The sequence below is a fragment of the Rhizobium mulingense genome, assembly GCF_029194105.1.
Taxonomy (GTDB): Bacteria; Pseudomonadota; Alphaproteobacteria; order Rhizobiales; family Rhizobiaceae; genus Rhizobium; species Rhizobium mulingense.
Window position 1 is genome coordinate 61,173 of the sequence record NZ_JARFVE010000013.1, and the last position, 19,860, is coordinate 81,032.

Here is a 19,860-nt window from a genome sequence, read left to right on the forward strand (position 1 = left end):
GCCCCGAGCTAGCATCACAGTTCGTCCGCCTTTTTTCTAAAATCCTTGTTGCAATTCAGTCGCAATTGCAGAATAGACTAAAGAGGCTGATCGGCGGCAACTGCATATGCGTCGCATTTTCATCGGGTAATTCGTTGCCGGCTGTCGCGCTGAACGTTTTTTGCCCAACGAACACACCAGGCAGTCTCGGGGGCCGGGATCGTGAGGGATGGATGAAGCAAAGAAGGGAAAGTTCATGCTGAGTTGCATAAGACGCAGAGTCATAATCGGGGTAGTAGCCGTCGCCGCGCTCAGCCTGTTGGCAGGCGGTGCTGCCGCGCAGGAAAAACTGAAAGCGGTAACCACCTTCACCGTCATTGCCGACATGGCAAAGAGCGTTGCCGGCGATGCCGCGATCGTGGAATCGATCACCAAGCCAGGGGCCGAGATCCACGGCTATCAGCCGACGCCGGGTGATATCCAGCGGGCCCAGGGCGCCCAGATCCTCTTGTCGAACGGCCTCAATCTCGAGCTGTGGTTTCAGAAATTTTACCGGAACCTGAAAGATGTTCCCGACGTCGTGGTCTCCACAGGCGTTGAGCCGATGGGCATCAGCGAAGGCCCCTATAGCGGTAAACCCAATCCGCATGCCTGGATGTCGCCGAAGAACGCGATCATTTATGTCGACAACATCCGCGATGCCTTCGTCAAATATGATCCTGAGAATGCGGAGGTCTACAAGGCCAATGCGGAGGCCTACAAGAAGGAGATCGAGGCGACCATTGCGCCGATCCGCCAGAAGCTGGGTACCATCCCCGAGGACAAGCGCTGGCTTGTATCGAGCGAAGGGGCCTTCTCTTATCTCGCGCGCGACTTCGGCTTGAAGGAACTCTATCTGTGGCCGATCAATGCCGATCAGCAGGGCACGCCGCAACAGGTCCGCAAAGTCGTCGATGCCGTCAGGGCCAATAAGATTCCTGCCGTGTTCAGCGAGAGCACGGTGTCGGACAAGCCGGCCCGGCAGGTCGCCCGTGAAACCGGCGCCCATTATGGCGGCGTGCTCTATGTCGACTCCTTAAGCGAAGCCGACGGCCCCACGCCGACCTATATCGACCTGCTGCGCGTCACCTCCGACACCGTCGTCAAGGGCCTTTCCGAAGGCCTGTCGCAATGAACGCGACCGATTCCCCTGTTTTCCCCGCATCTTCGGATGCGGGGGCCGGCATTGCTGTGACGGATGCCACGGTCACCTATCGCAACGGCCACACGGCGCTGCGCGACGCCAGCTTCCAGACCCCGACCGGCACCATCACCGCGCTTGTCGGCGTCAACGGTTCCGGCAAGTCGACCCTGTTCAAGGCGATCATGGGCTTCGTGCGCCTCGCCAAGGGCGAGATTTCGGTGCTCGGCATGCCGGTCGAACAAGCGCTGCGGAAAAATCTCGTCGCCTATGTGCCGCAATCGGAAGAGGTCGACTGGAATTTTCCGGTGCTGGTCGAGGACGTCGTCATGATGGGGCGCTACGGCCACATGGGGATGATGCGCATACCGAAAGCGGCCGACCACGACGCTGTGTCCAAGGCGCTCGCCCGCGTCAACATGAGCGAATTCCGCAAGCGCCAGATCGGCGAGCTTTCCGGCGGCCAGAAGAAACGCGTTTTCCTCGCTCGCGCGCTGGCGCAGGACGGTCGCGTCATCCTGCTCGACGAACCCTTCACCGGTGTCGATGTCAAGACCGAAGAGGCCATCGTCAAATTGCTCCACTCGCTACGCGACGATGGCAGGGTGATGCTGGTCTCGACGCACAATCTCGGCAGCGTGCCGGAATTCTGCGACCGCACAGTGCTGATCAAAGGTACGGTACTGGCCCACGGACCCACAGACGAGACCTTTACACAGGAAAACCTCGAGAAAACCTTCGGCGGCGTGCTTCGCCATCTCGTGTTGAGTGGCTCCGGGGGCAAGCCATATCCCGTCGGCATCCTCACTGACGACGAGCGGCCGCTGGTCCTGCGGGAGGGCAAGCTGCTCGCGCCTGCCCCGGCGGACGGAAGCGGGGACCACGGCTGATGGCCGCCATTCTTGAACCTTTTACCTATGACTACATGCTGAACGCCATGTGGGTCTCGGCTCTTGTCGGCGGTGTCTGCGCCTTCCTCTCCTGTTATCTGATGCTCAAGGGCTGGTCGCTGATCGGGGACGCACTCTCGCACTCCATCGTGCCGGGTGTCGCCGGCGCCTACATGATCGGACTTCCCTTCTCGATCGGCGCATTCTTCTCCGGCTGCCTTGCCGCCGCGGCGATGCTCTTTCTCAACCAGCGCACCAAACTGAAGGAAGACGCCATCATCGGTCTGATCTTCTCCTCCTTCTTCGGGCTTGGCCTCTTCATGGTATCGCTGAGATTGACTGCAGTGAACATCCAGACGATCGTGCTCGGCAACATCCTGGCAATCACGCCCGAGGACACGTTGCAGCTGGCCATCATCGGCTTCGTTTCGCTCGCCATCCTGCTGGTGAAATGGAAGGACCTGATGGTCGTCTTCTTCGACGAGACCCACGCCCGCTCAATCGGGCTCAATCCAACGCGGCTCAAGATCATGTTTTTCACGCTGCTGTCGGCCTCGACGGTCGCGGCCCTCCAGACAGTCGGCGCCTTTCTCGTCATCTGTATGGTGGTGACGCCGGGCGCGACGGCTTACCTGCTGACGGATCGTTTCCCGCGCCTGCTCACCATCGCCGTAGCGATCGGGGCAGCGACCAGCTTCGTCGGAGCCTATGTGAGCTATTTCCTCGACGGCGCGACCGGCGGCATCATCATCGTTTTCCAGACGTTGATCTTCCTTGCCGCCTTCTTCCTGGCGCCCAAGCACGGAATGCTGGCGAGCCGGCGCAGGGCTGCTCAAGCGCTGGAGACATCTCCATGAACGGTCTCGCCGCCTTGCTGGTGCCGTTCCAGTTCGATTTTATGATCAACGCCCTGATCATCTCGGTGCTGATCGCCATCCCGACAGCGCTGCTCTCCTGCTTTCTCGTGCTCAAGGGCTGGGCGTTGATGGGCGACGCCATGAGCCATGCCGTATTCCCGGGCGTGGTGATTGCCTATATCGCCGGCTTTCCTTTCGCGATCGGCGCCTTTGCGGCCGGGATGGTCTGCGCGGTTTCCACCGGATTCCTCAAGAATAACAGCCGCATCAAGCAGGACACGGTGATGGGCATCGTATTTTCGGGAATGTTCGGGTTCGGTCTGGTTCTCTATGTAAAGATCCAGTCCGAGGTGCATCTCGATCACATCCTCTTCGGCGACATGCTCGGCATCGGCTTTCCCGACATCGTGGAAACGGGAGCCGTTGCCCTGCTGACGGCCGCCATCATCGCCATCAAGTGGCGTGACCTGCTGCTGCACGCGTTCGACCCGGCGCAGGCGAGAGCGGTCGGGCTGAGGGTGAACCTGCTTCACTACGGCCTGCTCTGCCTGATTTCATTGACGATAGTGGCAGCGCTTCGGTCGGTCGGCATCATTCTCGCCATCTCGCTGCTGATTGCACCAGGCTCCATCGCCTATCTGCTGACGCGCCGCTTCAGTACGATGCTCGCTTTTTCGGTCGTAATCGCGGTGATCACGGCTTTTGCAGGCGTCTATCTCTCCTTCTTTATCGACAGCGCGCCGGCCCCGACGATCGTACTTCTGTTCGCGATCGCCTTTATTGGAGCCTTCCTCCATGCCACGCGCAAGGCCGCACGGATCGAAACGCAAGAGCCAAGCTGAGGATGAACGATCGCCTGCCTCCGGAACGGAGAGCCTTCGCCGCCGCATGTCCGGTACTGTCGATTTTTGCGATAAGTTGATTTAATCGGTCTTGTTTTCCGGCTGCTCCTGTGGCTATACCCCGGCCGCATAACTCACGCACCGGGGATTTCTTCGTGACCAACCTCAAATCGCTCCTGGCCGCCTGCGGCCTCTCCGCCCTGATCGGCCTTGCCGCAACGCCGTCTTTGGCGGGTTCGACCACCTATCCGCTGACGCTGGAAAACTGCGGCGCAGAGGTGACGTTCAAGAAGGCACCCGAGCGGGCGATCGGCCTCGGCCAGAACAGCGCGGAAATCCTGCTGCTGCTCGGCCTTCAGGACAAGATGGTCGGCACCGCCTTCTGGCCGAGCAAGGTGCTGCCGCAGCTCGCCGAGGCCAATGCCAAGGTCAAGCTTCTGACCGTCGAAATGCCGACCTTTGAATCGATGCTTGCCGAGAATCCCGATTTCGTCGCGGCGGCGCTGCCGAGCCTGGTCGGGCCGAATAGCAAGGTCGCCAAGCGCGAGGATTTCGACAAGGTCGGCGTCGCCACCTATCTGTCTCCGAGCACCTGCCTCAGCACCAAGGACGTCAAGGATCAGTACGGCAGCCGCGGCGAGCTGTGGAACATGGATCTTCTCTACAAGGAGATCGACGAGCTCTCGCAGATCTTCGACGTCGCCGACCGCGGCCAGGCACTGATCGCCGATTTCAAGGCGCGTGAAGCCAAGCTGCGCGGAAGGGTTGCGAAGGACGGCCAGAAACTGTCCTACGTCTTCTGGTTCTCCAGCCCCAGCCCGTCGGCCGATGCCTATGTCGGCGGCAAGAACAGCGCCTCCAGCTTCATCGCCGACCTGCTCGGTGGACGTAATGCAATCGACGCGGCAGCGGAATGGCCGACCATCGGCTGGGAAGGCATCATCGCCTCCAATCCCGATGTCATCGTCGTCGCCAGCCTCGACCGCAACCGCTGGGAGCTCGACAAGCCGGAGGCAAAGATCAAGTTCCTGAACACCGATCCCGCCGTCAGCCAGATCCCTGCCGTCAAGAACAAGGCGCTGGTCGTCATGGACGGCCAGGCGATGAACCCGACCATCCGCACGATCTACGGCGCCGAACAGGTGGCCGAGCAGCTGAAGGCCCTCGGTCTGCTGAAGTGACCGAGGCAGGCCGTCTCTTCCGGCAGCTGGGAGCAGTCACCGCACTGCTTGTGGCTTCCCTCTGCCTCATCGCTGTCGCCATCGGCGTCAGCGTTGGAATTGGCGATCTGCCGATTCCGCTTGCGACCACATTCTCCGCCGTCACCAACCGGCTCGGCTGGACCGCGGTCGAGTTGAACCGCATCCACGAGACCGTCATCTGGGATTATCGGCTGAGCCGAGCGCTTGTCGCCGCCTTCTGCGGCGCCGGGCTGGCGCTTTCGGGCGCCATCATGCAGTCGCTGCTGCGCAACCCGCTTGCCGAACCCTATGTGCTCGGCATCTCCGCCGGGGCTTCCACCGGCGCCGTCGCGATCGTCATCCTGGGGCTCGGTGCCGGCGCGGTGTCGCTGTCTGCCGGCGCCTTTGCCGGCGCCTTTGCAGCTTTCTTCTTCGTGGCGCTGCTCTCGAACGGCACGCGCGGAGGCGCGGACCGCACCATCCTCGCCGGTGTCGCCGCATCGCAGCTCTTCAACGCTTCGACTTCCTATATCGTCACCACCTCGGCCAATGCGCAGCAGGCCCGCGACGTCATGTTCTGGCTGCTCGGCAGTTTCGGCGGCGTGCGCTGGCCGGAATTCGCGTTGGTCTCGATCGTTGTCGGCATCGGTCTCGCCGCCTGCCTGTTCTACGCCCGCGTGCTCGACGCCTTCGCTTTCGGCGACGAAGCCGCCTCCTCGCTCGGCGTCAATGTCGGCCGCGCGCGAATGGCTCTCTTCGCGCTGACCGCGATGATGACGGCGACTATCGTCAGCATGGTCGGCTCGATCGGCTTCGTTGGGCTTGTCGTGCCGCATGTCGCCCGCTTCATCGTCGGGCCGCTTCATATCCGCCTCCTGCCGGCCTGCGCCATTGCAGGGGCGATCTTCATGGTGTTCGCCGATATCGCCGCCCGCGCCCTCATTCCCGGCCAGATCTTGCCGATCGGCGTCGTCACCGCCTTGGTCGGCGTTCCCTTCTTCTCGATCATCCTTTATCGGTTTCAGCGCGCGTCATGAGCATCAAGGCCGACAACCTCACCTGGAAAATTGGCAGGAAGACCATTCTGGACGGCGTTTCCATGGAGGCTCAACCTGGCCGGATGCTCGGACTGCTCGGGCCGAACGGCTCCGGCAAGACCTCACTGCTGCGGCTTCTCGCCGGCCTGAGGCGGCCGCATTCCGGCCGTGTCACGCTCGACCGCAAAGATATCGGCAAGATCAGCCGCCGCTCGATCGCCCGGCGCATCGCCTTCGTCGAGCAGCATGCCACGACCAACGCCAATCTGAAGGTCGTCGATGTCGTCAAGCTCGGCCGCTTCCCGCACCGCTCCATGTTTTCCGGCTGGACCAGGTCCGACGAAGAGGCGGTCGAAGCGGCGCTCGCCCGCGCCGGCATGGCGGAGAAACGCGACGACCGTTGGCAGAGCCTGTCGGGCGGCGAAAAGCAGCGCGCCCATATCGCCAGGGCGCTCGCCCAGTCGCCGCAGGAGCTGATCCTCGACGAACCGACAAACCATCTCGATATCCAGCACCAGATCGGCCTGATGCGGCTCGTCTCCGGCCTGCCGATCACCAGCATCGTCGCCCTGCACGATCTCAACCACGCCGCCATGTTCTGCGATGAGCTTGTTATCATGCAGCAAGGCAGGATCGTCGCCTGCGGCGCGCCTGAGGACGTGCTGAGCGAAAAGCTTCTGCGCGACGTCTTTTCCGTCGAGGCCCGCATCGAAGCCTCGCCCCATCATTCACGTCCTCACATCCATTATCTCAGATGAGAGCGGCTGAAGCCGCCCTCACGTCACGATCTGCAACGGCAAAGCGGTGGTCTTCTTGATCGTCTTCAGGACGATGCTCGACTTGACCGAGGCCAGATTGTCGGTGACCCGGATCATTCTTTCGAGAAACTGGCTGAGATGGTCGAGGTCGCGCGTCATGACCTTCATCAGAAAATCGGCGTCGCCGGTCTGCGAATAGCATTCCAGGATTTCCGGCGCGGTTTCGATGAAGCGATGGAGCCGCTCGTTTCCTCCCTCCGTATGGGCTCTGAGGCTGACAAGCGTATGAGCGACAACGCTGAAACCCAGTTTCGCGGGGTTGAGAATGGCCACGACGCTCTGGATATATTGCTCTTTGCGCATCCTTTCCAAACGGCGTGCGCATTGGGTGGCGGAGAGATTGACCTTCTGTGACAGCTCGCCCTGTGTCATCTCGCTGTTTTGCTGAAGCGCCGCGAGCAATTTGATATCGAACTGATCAAGCATGACTCACCCGTGTTGAGGGGAATTTCTGCATAATATAGCCGCGCGGCGCGGAATGTCTGCATATAAATGCTTGAACAGGGAGAGGATCGCAGAAATTCGCCGCCAAACTCAGTTAATCTCCAAGCAGAGTATAGAACGGAGGTGGACCTATATGTTTGAAGAACTGAAGAACCGGCCGGCTGACAGCCTGCTCGCCCTGATCAAGGCCTTCCAGGCCGATGAACGCGCTGGAAAGATCGACCTCGGCGTTGGCGTCTATCGTGACGCGATGGGCCGCACGCCTGTCATGCGGGCCGTCAAAGCAGCGGAACAGTTTCTTCTGGAAACGCAGGACAGCAAGAAATATCTGGGCCCCGAAGGCGATCTGCAGTTCGTGCGCCTGCTGCAGCCAATCGTTTTCGGGAAATCGCCGACTTTCGGTCAGCGTCTTGTCGGCATTCAAACACCGGGCGGCAGCGGCGCGCTGCGTCTCGGCGCGGAGCTCATCCAGACGGCAAATCCAACGGCGAAGGTCCTGCTGGGCACGCCGAGTTGGCCCAACCACGCCCCGATTTTCGGTTCAGCGCGACTGGCAGTAAAGGAATATCCCTTTCTCGACCTCACCTCGCAGCAGGTGAAATTCGAAAGCGTGATCGAGGCTCTATCTTCTGCCGACCCGGGCGATGTCGTGCTTCTTCACGGCTGCTGCCACAATCCGACCGGCATCGATTTCACCACGGAAGAGTGGCGGCAGATTGCCGAGCTCCTCGTTGCGCGGAAGCTAATGCCCTTCATCGATCTTGCCTACCAGGGGCTCGGCGACGGTCTCGAACACGATGCCGCACCGACACGCATGATCCTGGAGACCGTCGACGAAGCACTGATCGCCTATTCCTGCGACAAGAATTTCGGCCTCTACCGCGAGCGGGTCGGCGCCCTCTATGCCATGGCGCGCACTGCCGATGACATTGGGAAAGCCGAAAGCAACATGGCCGCCCTTGCCCGCGTCAACTGGTCCATGCCGCCGGATCACGGCGCCGCAATCGTCCGGACCATTCTCGAAAGCGCCGAAATGTCGGCAATGTGGCGTGCCGAGCTCGAAGAAATGTGCGAGCGCGTCAACGGCAATCGGGCAGCGCTCGCCGCCGCCGCGCCGGATCTCGCCTTCATCAGCCGGCAGCGTGGCCTGTTTTCCAATCTCGCCATGTCGAGGGAGACGGCGGCGGCGCTTCGCGCCAGGCATGGCATCTACATGGCCGATTCCGGCCGCATGAACCTTGCCGGCATGCAGCCGGCCGATGCCGGCGCCATCATCACCGCACTTCGAGCCGAAGGTTGCCTGAAGCAATAGTGACATAACCGACTCAAGTCATTGGATTTCCAAATGAGCAGTAAAGAAACGACCGGCCAGGCGATCACCCGTTCGCTCATCGCCCATGGAATCGACACGGTTTTCGGCATTCCGGGCGCCCACATGTATGACTTCAATGACGCTCTTTACGGCGCCGGCGACAAGCTTCGATTCATCCATACAAGGCATGAACAGGGTGCCGGCTATATGGCCTACGGCTATGCGAAGTCTACCGGCCGGATTGGTGCCTATACCGTTGTCCCCGGCCCGGGCGTCCTCAATTCCGGCGCGGCTCTCTGCACCGCATACGGTGCCAATGCGCCGGTGCTCTGCGTCACCGGCAACATCATGTCGCACCTGATCGGGCAAGGCAGAGGACAGCTGCACGAACTGCCGGACCAACTCGCGACGATGCGCGGGATTACCAAGGTTGCGGAGCGCATCAACCATCAGTCAGAAGCCGGTCCCGTCATGTCAGAAGTCGTCAGCAAAATGCTCTCCGGGCGGCAGGGTCCAGGAGCGGTCGAAGCCCCTTGGGATGTGTTCGGGCAAACCGGCCCGGAAACCGATCGACCGCTCGGCACCAAAGCCGCTCATCCGGCCGTCGATCCCGATCGGATCGCGGCAGCGGCGACGCTGATTTCAGGCGCTCGGAATCCAATGGTGATGGTCGGCGGCGGCGCGACCGATGCCGGAGGCGAGATCGCGGCGCTCGCCGAGCTGCTGCAGGCGCCTGTCACTTCCCACCGCTCCGGCAAGGGCATCGTCGCGGATGACCACCCGAACTATCTCAATTTCGTCGCCGCCTATGAATATTGGAAGAAGGTCGATGTGCTGATCGGGATCGGTAGCCGGCTTGAGTTGCAGTTCATGCGATGGAAATGGCTGCCGAAGGGCCTCAAGATCATCCGCATCGATATCGACCCGACCGAGATGGTCCGCCTCAAGCCCGATGTCGGCATCGTCGCGGATGCAAGCGATGGAACGCGGGCGCTCACCGATGCGCTGGCAGGCGCGAGACGTGAGGATCGCACCGGCGAGTTTGCCGAACTCAATACAGACGCAAGGTCTCGCTTTCATGCGGTGCAGCCGCAGCTTGCTTATCTTGATTCCATCCGCGAAATCCTGCCGAGAGACGGCTTCTTCGTCGAGGAAATCAGCCAGATGGGCTTCACCGCCCGCTTCGCCTTCCCGGTCTATGGCCCGCGCCAATATGTGACATGCGGCTATCAGGACAATCTCGGTTTCGGCTTCAACACGGCGCTCGGCGTGAAGGTCGCCAATCCCGATAAGGCCGTTATCTCCGTTTCCGGTGACGGCGGCTTCATGTTCGGCGTTCAGGAGCTTGCCACAGCTGTCCAGCACAAGATCGCCGTCGTCGCCATCGTCTTCAACAATTCCGCCTATGGCAATGTGCTGCGCGATCAGAAGCAGACTTACGAAGGCCGCTATCTCGGCTCGGACCTCACCAATCCGGATTTCGTCGCCCTCGGCGAGAGCTTCGGTGTCAAATCCTTTAAGGCGACGAGCCCCGGCGAATTGCGTGAGGTATTGGAAAAGGCGCTCTCGCTCAATGAGCCCGTGCTTATCGAGGTTCCGATCGAAAAAGGATCCGAAGCCAGCCCCTGGCCTTTCATTCATCCGGCTCCGCACGCCGAATGAAGCCTGTCAGGGCGACGGTCCTTTGAGAAAGACCGTCGCCAGCGGCGGCAGCGTCAGTGACAGGGAGACGGGCCGGCCGTGGGCGGGGATGGGTTCACTCGAAACTGCGCCGTTGACGAGACCGGAGCCGCCATACTCCCGCGCATCCGTCGTTATCCGCTCGATCCATACGCCATCGTGGGGCACGCCGATCCTGTAGCCGTAGCGCGGCACCGGCGTGAAATTCGAGACGACGAGGACCGAGGAAGAACGGTCAGGGGCATAACGCAGCATACCGAGAACGGAGTTGACGCTGTCGTCGGCAGTTGCCCATTCGAAACCCTCGGGATGAAAATCGCCGAACTGAAGTGCCGCCTCGTCGCCGTAGAGGCCATTCAGATCCTTCACCAGACGCTGGATGCCCATATGCGCCGGTCGGTCCAGTACGTCCCAATTCACTGAGGCGTCATGGTTCCATTCGCCCGGCTGGGCAACTTCGCCCCCCATGAACAGCAGCTTCTTGCCTGGATGCCCCCACATGAAGGCGAGATAGCTGCGCAAATTGGCGAATTTCTGCCACTCATCGCCCGGCATTTTCGTCAGCAGCGAGCCTTTGCCGTAGACCACCTCGTCATGGGAAATCGGCAGCATGAAACGCTCGGAATAGGCATAGATCATGCCGAAGGTCATCGTGCCATGATGGTAGCTGCGATAAACCGGATCTTTCTCGATGTAACTCAGGCTATCATGCATCCAGCCCATGTTCCATTTGATATCGAAGCCAAGCCCGCCCTCTGCCGGCGGCTTGGTGACGCCCGGCCAGGCCGTCGATTCCTCGGCAATGGTCATCGCATGCGGGCAGCGCTCGTGAATGATGCTGTTCAGATGCTTGAAGAACTCCACCGCTTCCAGGTTCTCGCGGCCGCCGTAACGGTTGGGAATCCACTCTCCCTCCTTGCGGCTGTAATCGCGGTAGAGCATCGAGGCGACGGCATCGACGCGCAGTCCATCGACATGGTAGCGCTCGAGCCATTCGAGCGCGCTGGCAATCAGGAAGCCCTTCACCTCGTTGCGGCCGAGATTGTAGATCAGGGTGTTCCAGTCGCGGTGAAAGCCCTCGCGCGAATCCTCGTGTTCGTAGAGCGCGGTGCCATCGAAGCGAGCAAGACCCCAGACATCGGTCGGAAAATGCGCCGGCACCCAATCGAGGATGACGCCGATCCCGGCGCCGTGGCAGCGATCGACGAAATAGGCGAAATCTTCAGGCGTGCCGTAGCGGCCGGTCGGAGCGAACAGGCCGAGCGGCTGGTAGCCCCAGGAGCCGCCGAAGGGATGCTCCATAATCGGAAGCAGCTCGATATGGGTAAAACCCATCTCGCGCGCATAAGGAACGAGCCGCTGGCTGAGCTCGACCCAGTCGAGCGACCTGTTGCCGTCCTTCTGCTCGCGCAGCCAGGAGCCGGCATGCACCTCGTAAACGGAAATCGCGCCCTCCAGCCTTTCCTGCCTGGACCGGCCTCTCATCCAGGTATCATCGGTCCATCGAAACGGCGTCGAAGACGCGACGATCGAGGCGGTGGACGGAGCGGCTTCGCTGGCTCTCGCCACCGGATCGGCTTTCTGCGGCAGGCAATTGCCATGCGCGTCGATAATCTCGAACTTGTATCGTTCGCCCGAAGCAAGCCTCGGAATGAACAACTCCCAGACACCGCCCGACTGTCTCAGCCGCATCGGGTTTCGTCGTCCGTCCCAGGCATTGAAATCGCCGACCACCGAGACTCGGCGCGCATTCGGGGCCCAAACAGCGAAACGAACGCCCGCGACACCATCGACCGACATGGCCACTGCTCCGAGCGTCCGGCTCAGGCTGTAATGTGTGCCTTCGGATATCAGGTGAAGATCGAGCTCTCCGAGCAGGAGACCGAAGCTATATGGGTCCTCGGTGATCTGCTCTCCATCCGGCCAGTGGATCCGCAACCGGTACCCCATTCTCGAGGCCGTGGCCGCCGCAAACAGGCCGGAGGGGTGAGCGACGCTGAATGGCGTCACCACCCTGCCGCTCGATGCGTCGATGAGATCGACCGCCTCTGCTCCTGGCAAATAGACGCGCACCACAGTCATGCCGCCGATCTCGTGCGGACCGAGGATCGAGAAGGGATCGCCATGGCGACCCTCGATCAGGGCCCAAAGCGCATCGTGTCCGATGCCTGCGAGAAGTTCCGAGCGTTCAACATTCATGCATTAACCCCCGCTAAGCGCGATACGATTTCCGTAAGCCCGGCGAGCGGGATCGGTAGCCACTTCGGCCTGTTGCGGGCTTCATAGGTGATTTCATAGGCGGCCTTCTCCAGGAGAAAAGCGTCGAGCACCCGCCTGCGTTGTTCATCCGGCATGGTAAGCGCCTTCGAGGCCGAGACCGCCTGCCAATAGGCATCGAGAAAGGCTGTCTCGGCATTTTGCCCGAAACGGGCGATGGCATAGCGGCGGACCTCGTTTTCATGTTCGGTGACCGCGTCGTTCTCGAGTTGAGCCGTGGCGACCAAATAACTTAACGACCGCAAAAACCCGGCGACGTCGCGCAGTGGAACCGTCTTAGCTCGACGCTCGGCAAGATTTTTCGCGGGTTCGCCTTCGAAGTCGATGATGACCGCATCTCCCTCGCTGACCAGGATCTGTCCGAGATGAAAGTCGCCATGGGTGCGCGTCATCAACGTGCCGCGGGCGCTCTTCGCCAGGCTTGCGCCGAGCTCGACGAGTTCGGTACGGCGCTCTATGAGCGGTGCGGCCAGCAGATCTACCCCGGGATCGGCATTATCCTCGCGTTCTGCAAGCTTCGACATCGCATAGGCCACTTCTCCCGCGACGGCCTTCTTGATTGCTGCAACCTCGTCGTCCCCAGCAACGACAGGGCTGAAAGCTTCGTTCGCATTCTCTCCGGCGAGCACAACATGCAACTCGCCCAATCTCATTCCAACCATTCCGACGAAGCTGATTAGTGGCTGGAAGACCTCATCGTCTGGCTCAATTGCCGGGTCATTCAGCACGAATTCGTCGGCCGCGCGGCGCAGATTGTTCAGCATCCAGTTCCAGGCGTCGCCCTGATTGCGGATCGCGCCCTGGACGATGATCAGGGTCGAGCGGCGCCCGCTGGAATCCGTATGCGCGACCTCGCCGAGCAGCGGCGCAGTGTGGTCATAGCCGGCCCGGGTGAGGAATCGCGTCATCTCCACCTCGGGGTGGATACCCGGGAAGATGTGCCGGATCAACTTGATCATGGCGATATCGCCGACGATAAGCGAACTGTTGGATTGCTCAGCCGATAGCCAATGCACCGGCATGTCATCGGTGACCTGCAGCCGATCAAGCCGCTCGGTGCCGAGAAATTCCAGCGTGCCCGTGCGCCCGGTGGTGCGCGAGCGGTCGGCGAGCCCACGCAGGATACCGCGCGCCATCGGCTCCACGGCAAATCCATCCGTCAGAAAGCCGACCCGCCTGCCCTGGCGAACCCGCCCGAGCGCCAGCTGTTGGGTCAGCGCCGAGGGATGGGCATCGTCCCATGCGACTGTCAGCGGCAGTTGATAGAATTCGGTATGGTCGGGCAGCACCGCTTCCAATTCGCCGAGAACGACACCGTCGACAAAGGGGATCGGCGTCGCGGAGATCAGCCGCGCCGCCTGAAGCGGCTGGTCCTTCGCCCCGAACCACCGCCGCCGCGAGAGATAGGCAGGCAGGATTTCGTTGCTTAGCATGCGCATATGCGCGGGCTCGTCGACGAGATCGAGCAGGCCGCGGCGAATGACCATCGTCACGAGGTCGGGCAACTGTTCGGGCGGCGCCGTGCGCCATGCGGGCGGATCGGCATCGGCCTCCAGCTGGAACCAGAAGAAGCCGTAGGGCGGCAAGGTCAAGAGATAGGTCAGCTGCCCGATCGGCGGAAAAGGCGACATGCCGGTCAGCTCGATCGGCACGCGCCCCTCGAAAGCCGAAAGGTCGAGTTCGACCGCCTGTGGGAGCCGGGAGAGATTGGTGACGCACATCAGCGTCTCGCCGTCATATTCCCTGAGATAAGCGAGGATCTTGCGGTTCTCCGGCGAGAGGAAACGCAGAGAGCCGCGCCCGAAGGCAGGATGGCGGCCGCGCAGCGCCAGCATCTTGCGCGTCCAGTTGAGCAGCGAATGCGCGTCGGTGCTCTGTGCTTCGACGTTGACTGCCTCGAAACCGTAGAGCGGGTCGGCGATCAGCGGCAGGACCAAGCGGGCCGGATCGGTACGCGAGAAACCGCCATTACGATCAGGCGACCATTGCATCGGCGTCCTCACCCCATCCCGGTCGCCGAGATAGATGTTGTCACCCATGCCGATCTCGTCGCCATAATAGATGACAGGCGTTCCAGGCATCGACAGAAGAAGGGCGTTCATCAGCTCGATGCGCCGGCGATCACGCTCCATCAACGGCGCCAGCCGCCGCCGGATGCCGAGATTGATGCGGGCGCGCTTGTCGGAAGCATAGGTCTCCCAGAGATAGTCGCGCTCGGCGTCGGTCACCATTTCCAGCGTCAGCTCGTCGTGGTTGCGAAGGAAGATCGCCCACTGGCAATTCTCCGGAATCTCAGGCGTCTGGCGCAGTATATCGGTGATCGGGAACCGGTCCTCCTTGGCGATCGCCATATACATGCGCGGCATCAGCGGGAAGTGGAAGGCCATATGGCATTCGTCGCCGTTGCCGAAATATTCGCGCGTATCCTCCGGCCACTGATTGGCCTCAGCAAGCAGCATCACGCCGGGATGGGTCGCGTCGAGGGCGGCGCGGATGCGCTTGAGGATTCCATGGGTTTCCGGCAGGTTTTCGTTGATCGTCCCCTCGCGCTCTACGAGATAGGGGATTGCGTCAAGACGGAAACCGTCAATGCCGGTCTCCAGCCAGAAGCGCATCACCTTCAGCAGTTCGTCCATGACGAGTGGGCTGTCGAAGTTGAGGTCTGGCTGGTGGGAATAGAAGCGATGCCAGTAATAGGCGCCGGCCACCGCATCCCATGTCCAATTCGACTTTTCTGTATCGAGGAAAATAATGCGCGTTTCCGGAAACTTCTGATCGGTATCCGACCAGACATAGAAGTCGCGCTCGGGTGAACCCGCCGGCGCCTGGCGGGCGCGCTGGAACCAGGGGTGCTGGTCGGAGGTGTGATTGATGACGAGCTCAATAATGACGCGGATATTCCTATGGTGGGCGGCGTCGACGAACGCCCTGAAATCCTCCAGAGTCCCATAGTCGGGGCTGACATTGCCGTAGTCGGCGATGTCATAGCCGTCATCGCGGCGCGGCGAGGGAAAGAAAGGCAGGAGCCAGATGGCGTTGACGCCGAGCGCCGCGATATGATCGAGTTTGGCGTGCAGACCGGCAAAATCGCCGACGCCATCGCCATTGGCGTCGTAGAACGATTTGATGTGCAGCTGGTAGATGATCGCATCCTTGTACCAGAGCAGCGGCTCGGTGTTACCGGATTTCAACGTGTCCATTCATGCCTCCGCTGCGCGAACGCGCCAGATTGCAAAGGGCAGAATGTGAGGATTGAGACTGATCGTCTGCCGCTTGCCGTTCCACCTGAAACGATGCCCACCAACCAGATCCTCGGCGTCGAGCGCGCCGCCGTCCCCGAGCGACCACTTCCAGAGCGGCAGTTCGACGTCGCTCTGCTGGAAATTATGGGGGTCGAGGTTGATCGCGATCAGCAAGACGTTATCGCGCGCACGACTCGCCTTTTCGAAGAACAGGATGTTGTCATTCCAGGCGGGGAGCAGCGTCAGCCCGAGATGCGAATGCAGCGCGATGTTTTCGTTCCGGATGCGGTTGAGCATCCTGATTTCGGCAATGATGTTGCCCGGCCGGTCGTAGTCCCAGGCGCGGATTTCGTATTTCTCGCTGTCGGCATATTCCTTGCGCTTGGCGTCGGGACGTCCCTCGCAGAGTTCGAAACCGTTATAGACACCCCATAATCCCGAGAGGGTGGCGGCAAGTGCTGCGCGGATGAGGAATGCCGGGCGCGGCGCGTTCTGCAGAAAATCCGGATTGATGTCGTGCGTGTTGACGAAGAAATGCGGGCGAAAGAATTCCTTCGGCGCCGTCTCGGTCAGCTCGCGCATATATTGCTCGAGTTCCCATTTGGTGTTGCGCCAGGTGAAGTAGGTGTAGGACTGGGAGAAGCCGATCTTCGCCAGCCGGTACATCACCTTCGGCCTGGTGAAGGCTTCCGACAGGAAGATGACATCGGGGTGGCGCGCCCTGATATCGCCGATCAGCCATTCCCAAAACGGAAAAGGCTTGGTGTGCGGATTGTCGACGCGAAACAGCTTGACCCCCTGGTCGACCCAGAGCTGGACGATATCCCTCAGCTCCACCCATAGGGAAGGCAAGGCGTCCTTCGTGTAGAAATCGACATTGACGATATCTTCGTATTTCTTCGGCGGGTTCTCGGCATATTTGATCGTGCCGTCGGGGCGCCAGTCGAACCAGCCGGGATGCTCAGTCAGCCAGGGATGATCCGGCGAGGCCTGGATGGCGAGGTCCAGCGCAATCTCCAGCCCATGCCGGCCCGCCTCCTCGACCAGCCGGCCGAAATCCTCGAAATCGCCGAGCTCGGGATGGATGGCGTCATGGCCGCCATCTTCCGAGCCGATGGCATAGGGGCTGCCGGGATCGCCGGGTGCTGCCTTCAGGCTGTTGTTGCGCCCCTTGCGGTTGGTCGAGCCGATCGGGTGAATGGGCGGGAAGTAGAGCACGTCGAAGCCCATGCCGCGAATGTCGGCCAGTCTCGGAATGACGTCGTCGAAGGTGCCGTGCCGGTTGGGATCGCCGCTCTGCGAACGCGGGAAGATCTGGTACCAGCTGGCGAAGGCCGCTTCCTTGCGTTCGGCGTCGACAGCGCTTGCCGTTGAGCGAAACCGGAACGGCCGCCTGTCGGCCTTGTTCATCAGTTCGGACGTCTCTGGATCGAGCAGGATCGCCGTGCGCTCGGGATCGGAAGCGTTTTCGAGACTGTCGATCAGCGCCTGCAATCCGGCGCCGAGCGCTGCCGGCGCTTGCCCCTTCGCGGCGTGAACGAGGTTTAATCCCTCCTGGAGCTCCAGCTTCAGGTCAAGTCTCGCATCGTTCTTCTTGGTCAGCTCGTAACGGAAGATCGCGAACAGGTTCTTCCACGCCTCGACCGCGAATTCGTAGCGCCCCATGCGCTCCAGCAGGAATTCGGCCCGCCAGCGGTCGTTCTCGACCAGTTGCATCGGCGTCTCGTTCCACTCCGCCATGGCGTCATGCGGCCGCCAGAGCAGGACGGCTGCGAGCGGGTCGTGACCATCGGCGAATATATCCGCCTCGACGGTGACGCTCTCGCCGACCACGCGTTTGACAGGAAAGCGTCCGTCATCAACCCGCGGCATGATGTTTTCGATGGCAATCCGCGCCGACGCCGTCGCCTGCTCGACCTCAAGGGCAGGCCTGGATGTGATCGGCTCCGGCGCCTTGCCTTCAATCACCCGGGTCTCGCCTGCCCGCAGGCGCAGGGCTGCGCCATCGGCGGCGATGGGAAGAAAACCGGAGGCGGCCTCGCGAAGCGCGGTTACCGGCGCAGGCGCGCTTCGCCTGAGGTCACGATTGAGCAGGATGAAGCGCACATCGGACGCGCTGCGAAGATCCTGCGCCTCGGATTGGACAAGCACCGAAACCGGCCCGCTGGCATTGCGGATCAGGCGAAGCGACGGAGCCCGCGCCTTCCTGGCCTTGCCGATCTCGCTGTTGGCGAGACGGATCTCGGATGAGATGTCGAAGGTGAGATCATGACGGAGCTTGCGCAAGCCCGAGCCATCGCCATGCGTCGGATCAAGCGGCGTTGCCGCACCATATTCGAAACCCATGGGAACCATGAGGCCGCCGCCGAGCGAAGCGGCAAGCCGCAGCGCTCGGACGGCGCGCCGCTCGAGGATTTCGCGGCTCTCGGTCCCATGCGCGACACGCCTGGCGAAGGGCGGCTCGGGAAAGGCGATCTGCCAGCCGAGCGGCTCCTGGATACGATGCTCCTCGACGAACCATCTCTCGTCCAGATCCCACCAGGCCATCGATGAAAAACATCCCGCGAAACCCGAATCGGCGATGGCGCTTCTCACCGCAAAATCGGTACCGGGCGTCCAGGCGAAGAATTGCACCCCGGCCTTCTCTAGCACGCCCGCAATCAGCGATTTGAAAAAGGCCGGTGCCGCCCGATCGATCCCGACCACCCTATATCCTGAGAGGCCGGCGTCGGACAGGCGCTGCAGCCGATCGGTCCATTCCACCAGCAGCTGCGACTGCTGCTCCGCCCCCATCGTGGTCATCGGCTCCGGCGGGTCGAACGGCGAGCGCCGGGGGTCGACGGGGCGATACACCGATTGTCGGTCCCGCGCTTTCCCGTCGAGCATCAGGTCCATCATCAAGCCGACGCCGCTCTTGCCGGCGACCTCAGCCAGCCGCGACACTCCATCCGCAACCGCGCTTTCGAGCTGCAGTTCAGGATCGACGCGATCAAAGTCTTGAGAGGAAAAGACGCTGCATTCCCCGCCTCTGTTAAAAAGGGGCGCCGTCAGCACATGGTCGAAACCGATATCCGCCGCATGGTCGAAAACCTCGTGCCATGCATCGGCCCCCTGGAGGAGCAGCGGATTGACGTAATAGATCCGGGGTGGGGTGCTGAGTGCACCCTGCTTCACAGAGAATAACATCGGCCGCCGCCTCGCGTTTTCTTTTCAGGCAAACTTCCTTTGGCGGAGGTTGTTCCACTCAACCCGTCAATTTACGGCTGCATGAGACTCGCAGGCCGCGATGACGGTGGGAGGTGCATGTTCCTGTGACGCGGAAAACGTATCGAACGTCCAATGGTTGCCGTTGGCAGATGGAAAACTCCGACGCCCTTGTCGTTGCCGATGAATGTGCTATTTTTGTAGCACAAATCAGAGGTGCTTCGATGACCATCACAGCAAAGATTCGCCGTCAGGGCGGCGCGACCGTATTTAGCATTCCTCCCGCCCTGTTGAAAATGCTCGGCGTGGAAGTCGGCTCGGAGTTGACCTTGGTCGTCAGCAATGGAGCGCTTGTCGCAACGCCAACGCGAGCGAAGAAGAGATATACGCTGGCGGAGCTCCTCGATGGGGCGGATGAGATGTCTGAGCTGAACAAGCAGGCTGCCGCCTGGAACGTCAGCCCGCCTGTCGGTAATGAAGCATCCTGATGGTCCGCAGCAATGTTCCGAAGCGTGGCGACGTCTTTCTGGTCGACTTGATTCCGGTTGTCGGGAATGAAATGAAGGATGCACATCGATGCGTCGTGATCAGTCCTCGCGAGATCAACCTCGTGGGACTGTGCCTCACCGTCCCCATTATTACGGGAGGAGTGTTTACTCGTAAGGCTGGACTGGCTGTGAACATCTCAGGCCACAAGACGACCGGGGTCGCTCTCTGCAATCAAGTCAGAGCTCTCGACATCATGGAGCGCGTAAGACTTAAAACCGCTCGGCTTGTGGATACGTTGGACATCCCCACGACTGACGAAATCGTCGCCAGGGTGGTCAGCATAATCGAACCCGCGTGATCGCGTCGCCTGCGACTATCAACTGTCATTCGGCGGCGGTTGCTCGATGGAGATTCACAGAACTCGGCAA

The 19,860-nt window shown here is 61.2% G+C and carries 15 protein-coding genes; 11 read left to right on the forward strand and 4 right to left on the reverse strand.

Translation table 11 applies throughout. From position 1 onward, the window contains the following. Nucleotides 1-235: 235 nt before the first annotated feature. The 7 genes from PYR71_RS25005 (at nt 236) to PYR71_RS25035 (ending at nt 6,724) form a co-directional block, all read left to right on the forward strand. Nucleotides 236-1,153 (forward strand): metal ABC transporter substrate-binding protein, encoded by a 918-nt coding sequence (locus tag PYR71_RS25005; RefSeq protein WP_275621377.1) that lies wholly within the window; start codon nt 236-238, stop codon nt 1,151-1,153. Further along, the gene (locus tag PYR71_RS25010) at nt 1,150-2,049 is read left to right on the forward strand and encodes a manganese/iron ABC transporter ATP-binding protein (RefSeq protein ID WP_275621280.1); all 900 of its coding nucleotides are present in this window, start codon (nt 1,150-1,152) and stop codon (nt 2,047-2,049) included. Before PYR71_RS25005 ends, PYR71_RS25010 begins: the two co-directional genes overlap by 4 nt. Beyond that, on the forward strand, nt 2,049-2,906 hold the full coding sequence (locus tag PYR71_RS25015) for a metal ABC transporter permease (RefSeq protein ID WP_416340315.1): 858 nt from the start codon (nt 2,049-2,051) through the stop codon (nt 2,904-2,906). Before PYR71_RS25010 ends, PYR71_RS25015 begins: the two co-directional genes overlap by 1 nt. Continuing rightward, nucleotides 2,903-3,748 (forward strand): metal ABC transporter permease, encoded by an 846-nt coding sequence (locus PYR71_RS25020; RefSeq protein ID WP_275621281.1) that lies wholly within the window; start codon nt 2,903-2,905, stop codon nt 3,746-3,748. Before PYR71_RS25015 ends, PYR71_RS25020 begins: the two co-directional genes overlap by 4 nt. Before the next feature lie 155 nt (nt 3,749-3,903). Then, nucleotides 3,904-4,929, forward strand: a complete 1,026-nt coding sequence (locus tag PYR71_RS25025) for an ABC transporter substrate-binding protein (protein ID WP_275621282.1) — start codon at nt 3,904-3,906, stop codon at nt 4,927-4,929. Beyond that, nucleotides 4,926-5,966: a FecCD family ABC transporter permease gene (locus PYR71_RS25030; protein WP_275621283.1), complete on the forward strand. Its 1,041-nt coding sequence runs from the start codon at nt 4,926-4,928 to the stop codon at nt 5,964-5,966. The genes PYR71_RS25025 and PYR71_RS25030 overlap by 4 nt, the downstream gene beginning before the upstream one ends. Then, nucleotides 5,963-6,724 (forward strand): ABC transporter ATP-binding protein, encoded by a 762-nt coding sequence (locus tag PYR71_RS25035; RefSeq protein ID WP_275621284.1) that lies wholly within the window; start codon nt 5,963-5,965, stop codon nt 6,722-6,724. The genes PYR71_RS25030 and PYR71_RS25035 overlap by 4 nt, the downstream gene beginning before the upstream one ends. Before the next feature lie 18 nt (nt 6,725-6,742). Here PYR71_RS25035 and PYR71_RS25040 read toward each other — a convergent pair whose 3' ends face one another. Next, complete coding sequence (locus PYR71_RS25040) at nt 6,743-7,210, reverse strand: Lrp/AsnC family transcriptional regulator (protein ID WP_183934714.1); 468 nt, start codon at nt 7,208-7,210, stop codon at nt 6,743-6,745. Nucleotides 7,211-7,361: 151 nt separating this feature from the next. On the opposite strand from PYR71_RS25040, the gene PYR71_RS25045 reads away from it, so the two are divergent. Both PYR71_RS25045 and PYR71_RS25050 read left to right on the forward strand, forming a co-directional pair. Further along, nucleotides 7,362-8,540 carry an amino acid aminotransferase gene (locus PYR71_RS25045; RefSeq protein WP_275621285.1) on the forward strand — a complete coding sequence of 393 codons (1,179 nt, stop codon included), beginning with the start codon at nt 7,362-7,364 and terminating at the stop codon, nt 8,538-8,540. A 33-nt stretch (nt 8,541-8,573) separates the two neighbouring features. After that, a complete protein-coding gene (locus PYR71_RS25050) occupies nt 8,574-10,202 on the forward strand; it encodes a thiamine pyrophosphate-dependent enzyme (protein ID WP_275621286.1) in 1,629 nt (542 codons plus the stop codon). Nucleotides 10,203-10,208: 6 nt separating this feature from the next. Here the strand turns inward: PYR71_RS25050 and glgB are convergent, their stop codons facing one another. The 3 genes from glgB to PYR71_RS25065 are packed head-to-tail and all read right to left on the reverse strand — an operon-like array spanning nt 10,209 to nt 18,925. Continuing rightward, nucleotides 10,209-12,419 carry a 1,4-alpha-glucan branching protein GlgB gene (glgB, locus tag PYR71_RS25055; protein ID WP_275621287.1) on the reverse strand — a complete coding sequence of 737 codons (2,211 nt, stop codon included), beginning with the start codon at nt 12,417-12,419 and terminating at the stop codon, nt 10,209-10,211. Next, on the reverse strand, nt 12,416-15,697 hold the full coding sequence (treS, locus tag PYR71_RS25060; protein WP_275621288.1) for a maltose alpha-D-glucosyltransferase: 3,282 nt from the start codon (nt 15,695-15,697) through the stop codon (nt 12,416-12,418). Before treS ends, glgB begins: the two co-directional genes overlap by 4 nt. Continuing rightward, entirely contained in the window at nt 15,698-18,925 is a 3,228-nt protein-coding gene (locus PYR71_RS25065; RefSeq protein ID WP_275621289.1) for an alpha-1,4-glucan--maltose-1-phosphate maltosyltransferase, read from the reverse strand. A 170-nt stretch (nt 18,926-19,095) separates the two neighbouring features. Here PYR71_RS25065 and mazE point away from each other — a divergent pair, with 170 nt between their 5' ends. After that, entirely contained in the window at nt 19,096-19,431 is a 336-nt protein-coding gene (gene mazE / locus PYR71_RS25070) for a type II toxin-antitoxin system antitoxin MazE (protein WP_275621290.1), read from the forward strand. Further along, nucleotides 19,431-19,790: a type II toxin-antitoxin system toxin MazF gene (gene mazF, locus PYR71_RS25075; protein ID WP_275621291.1), complete on the forward strand. Its 360-nt coding sequence runs from the start codon at nt 19,431-19,433 to the stop codon at nt 19,788-19,790. The genes mazE and mazF overlap by 1 nt, the downstream gene beginning before the upstream one ends. Nucleotides 19,791-19,860: the final 70 nt, after the last annotated feature.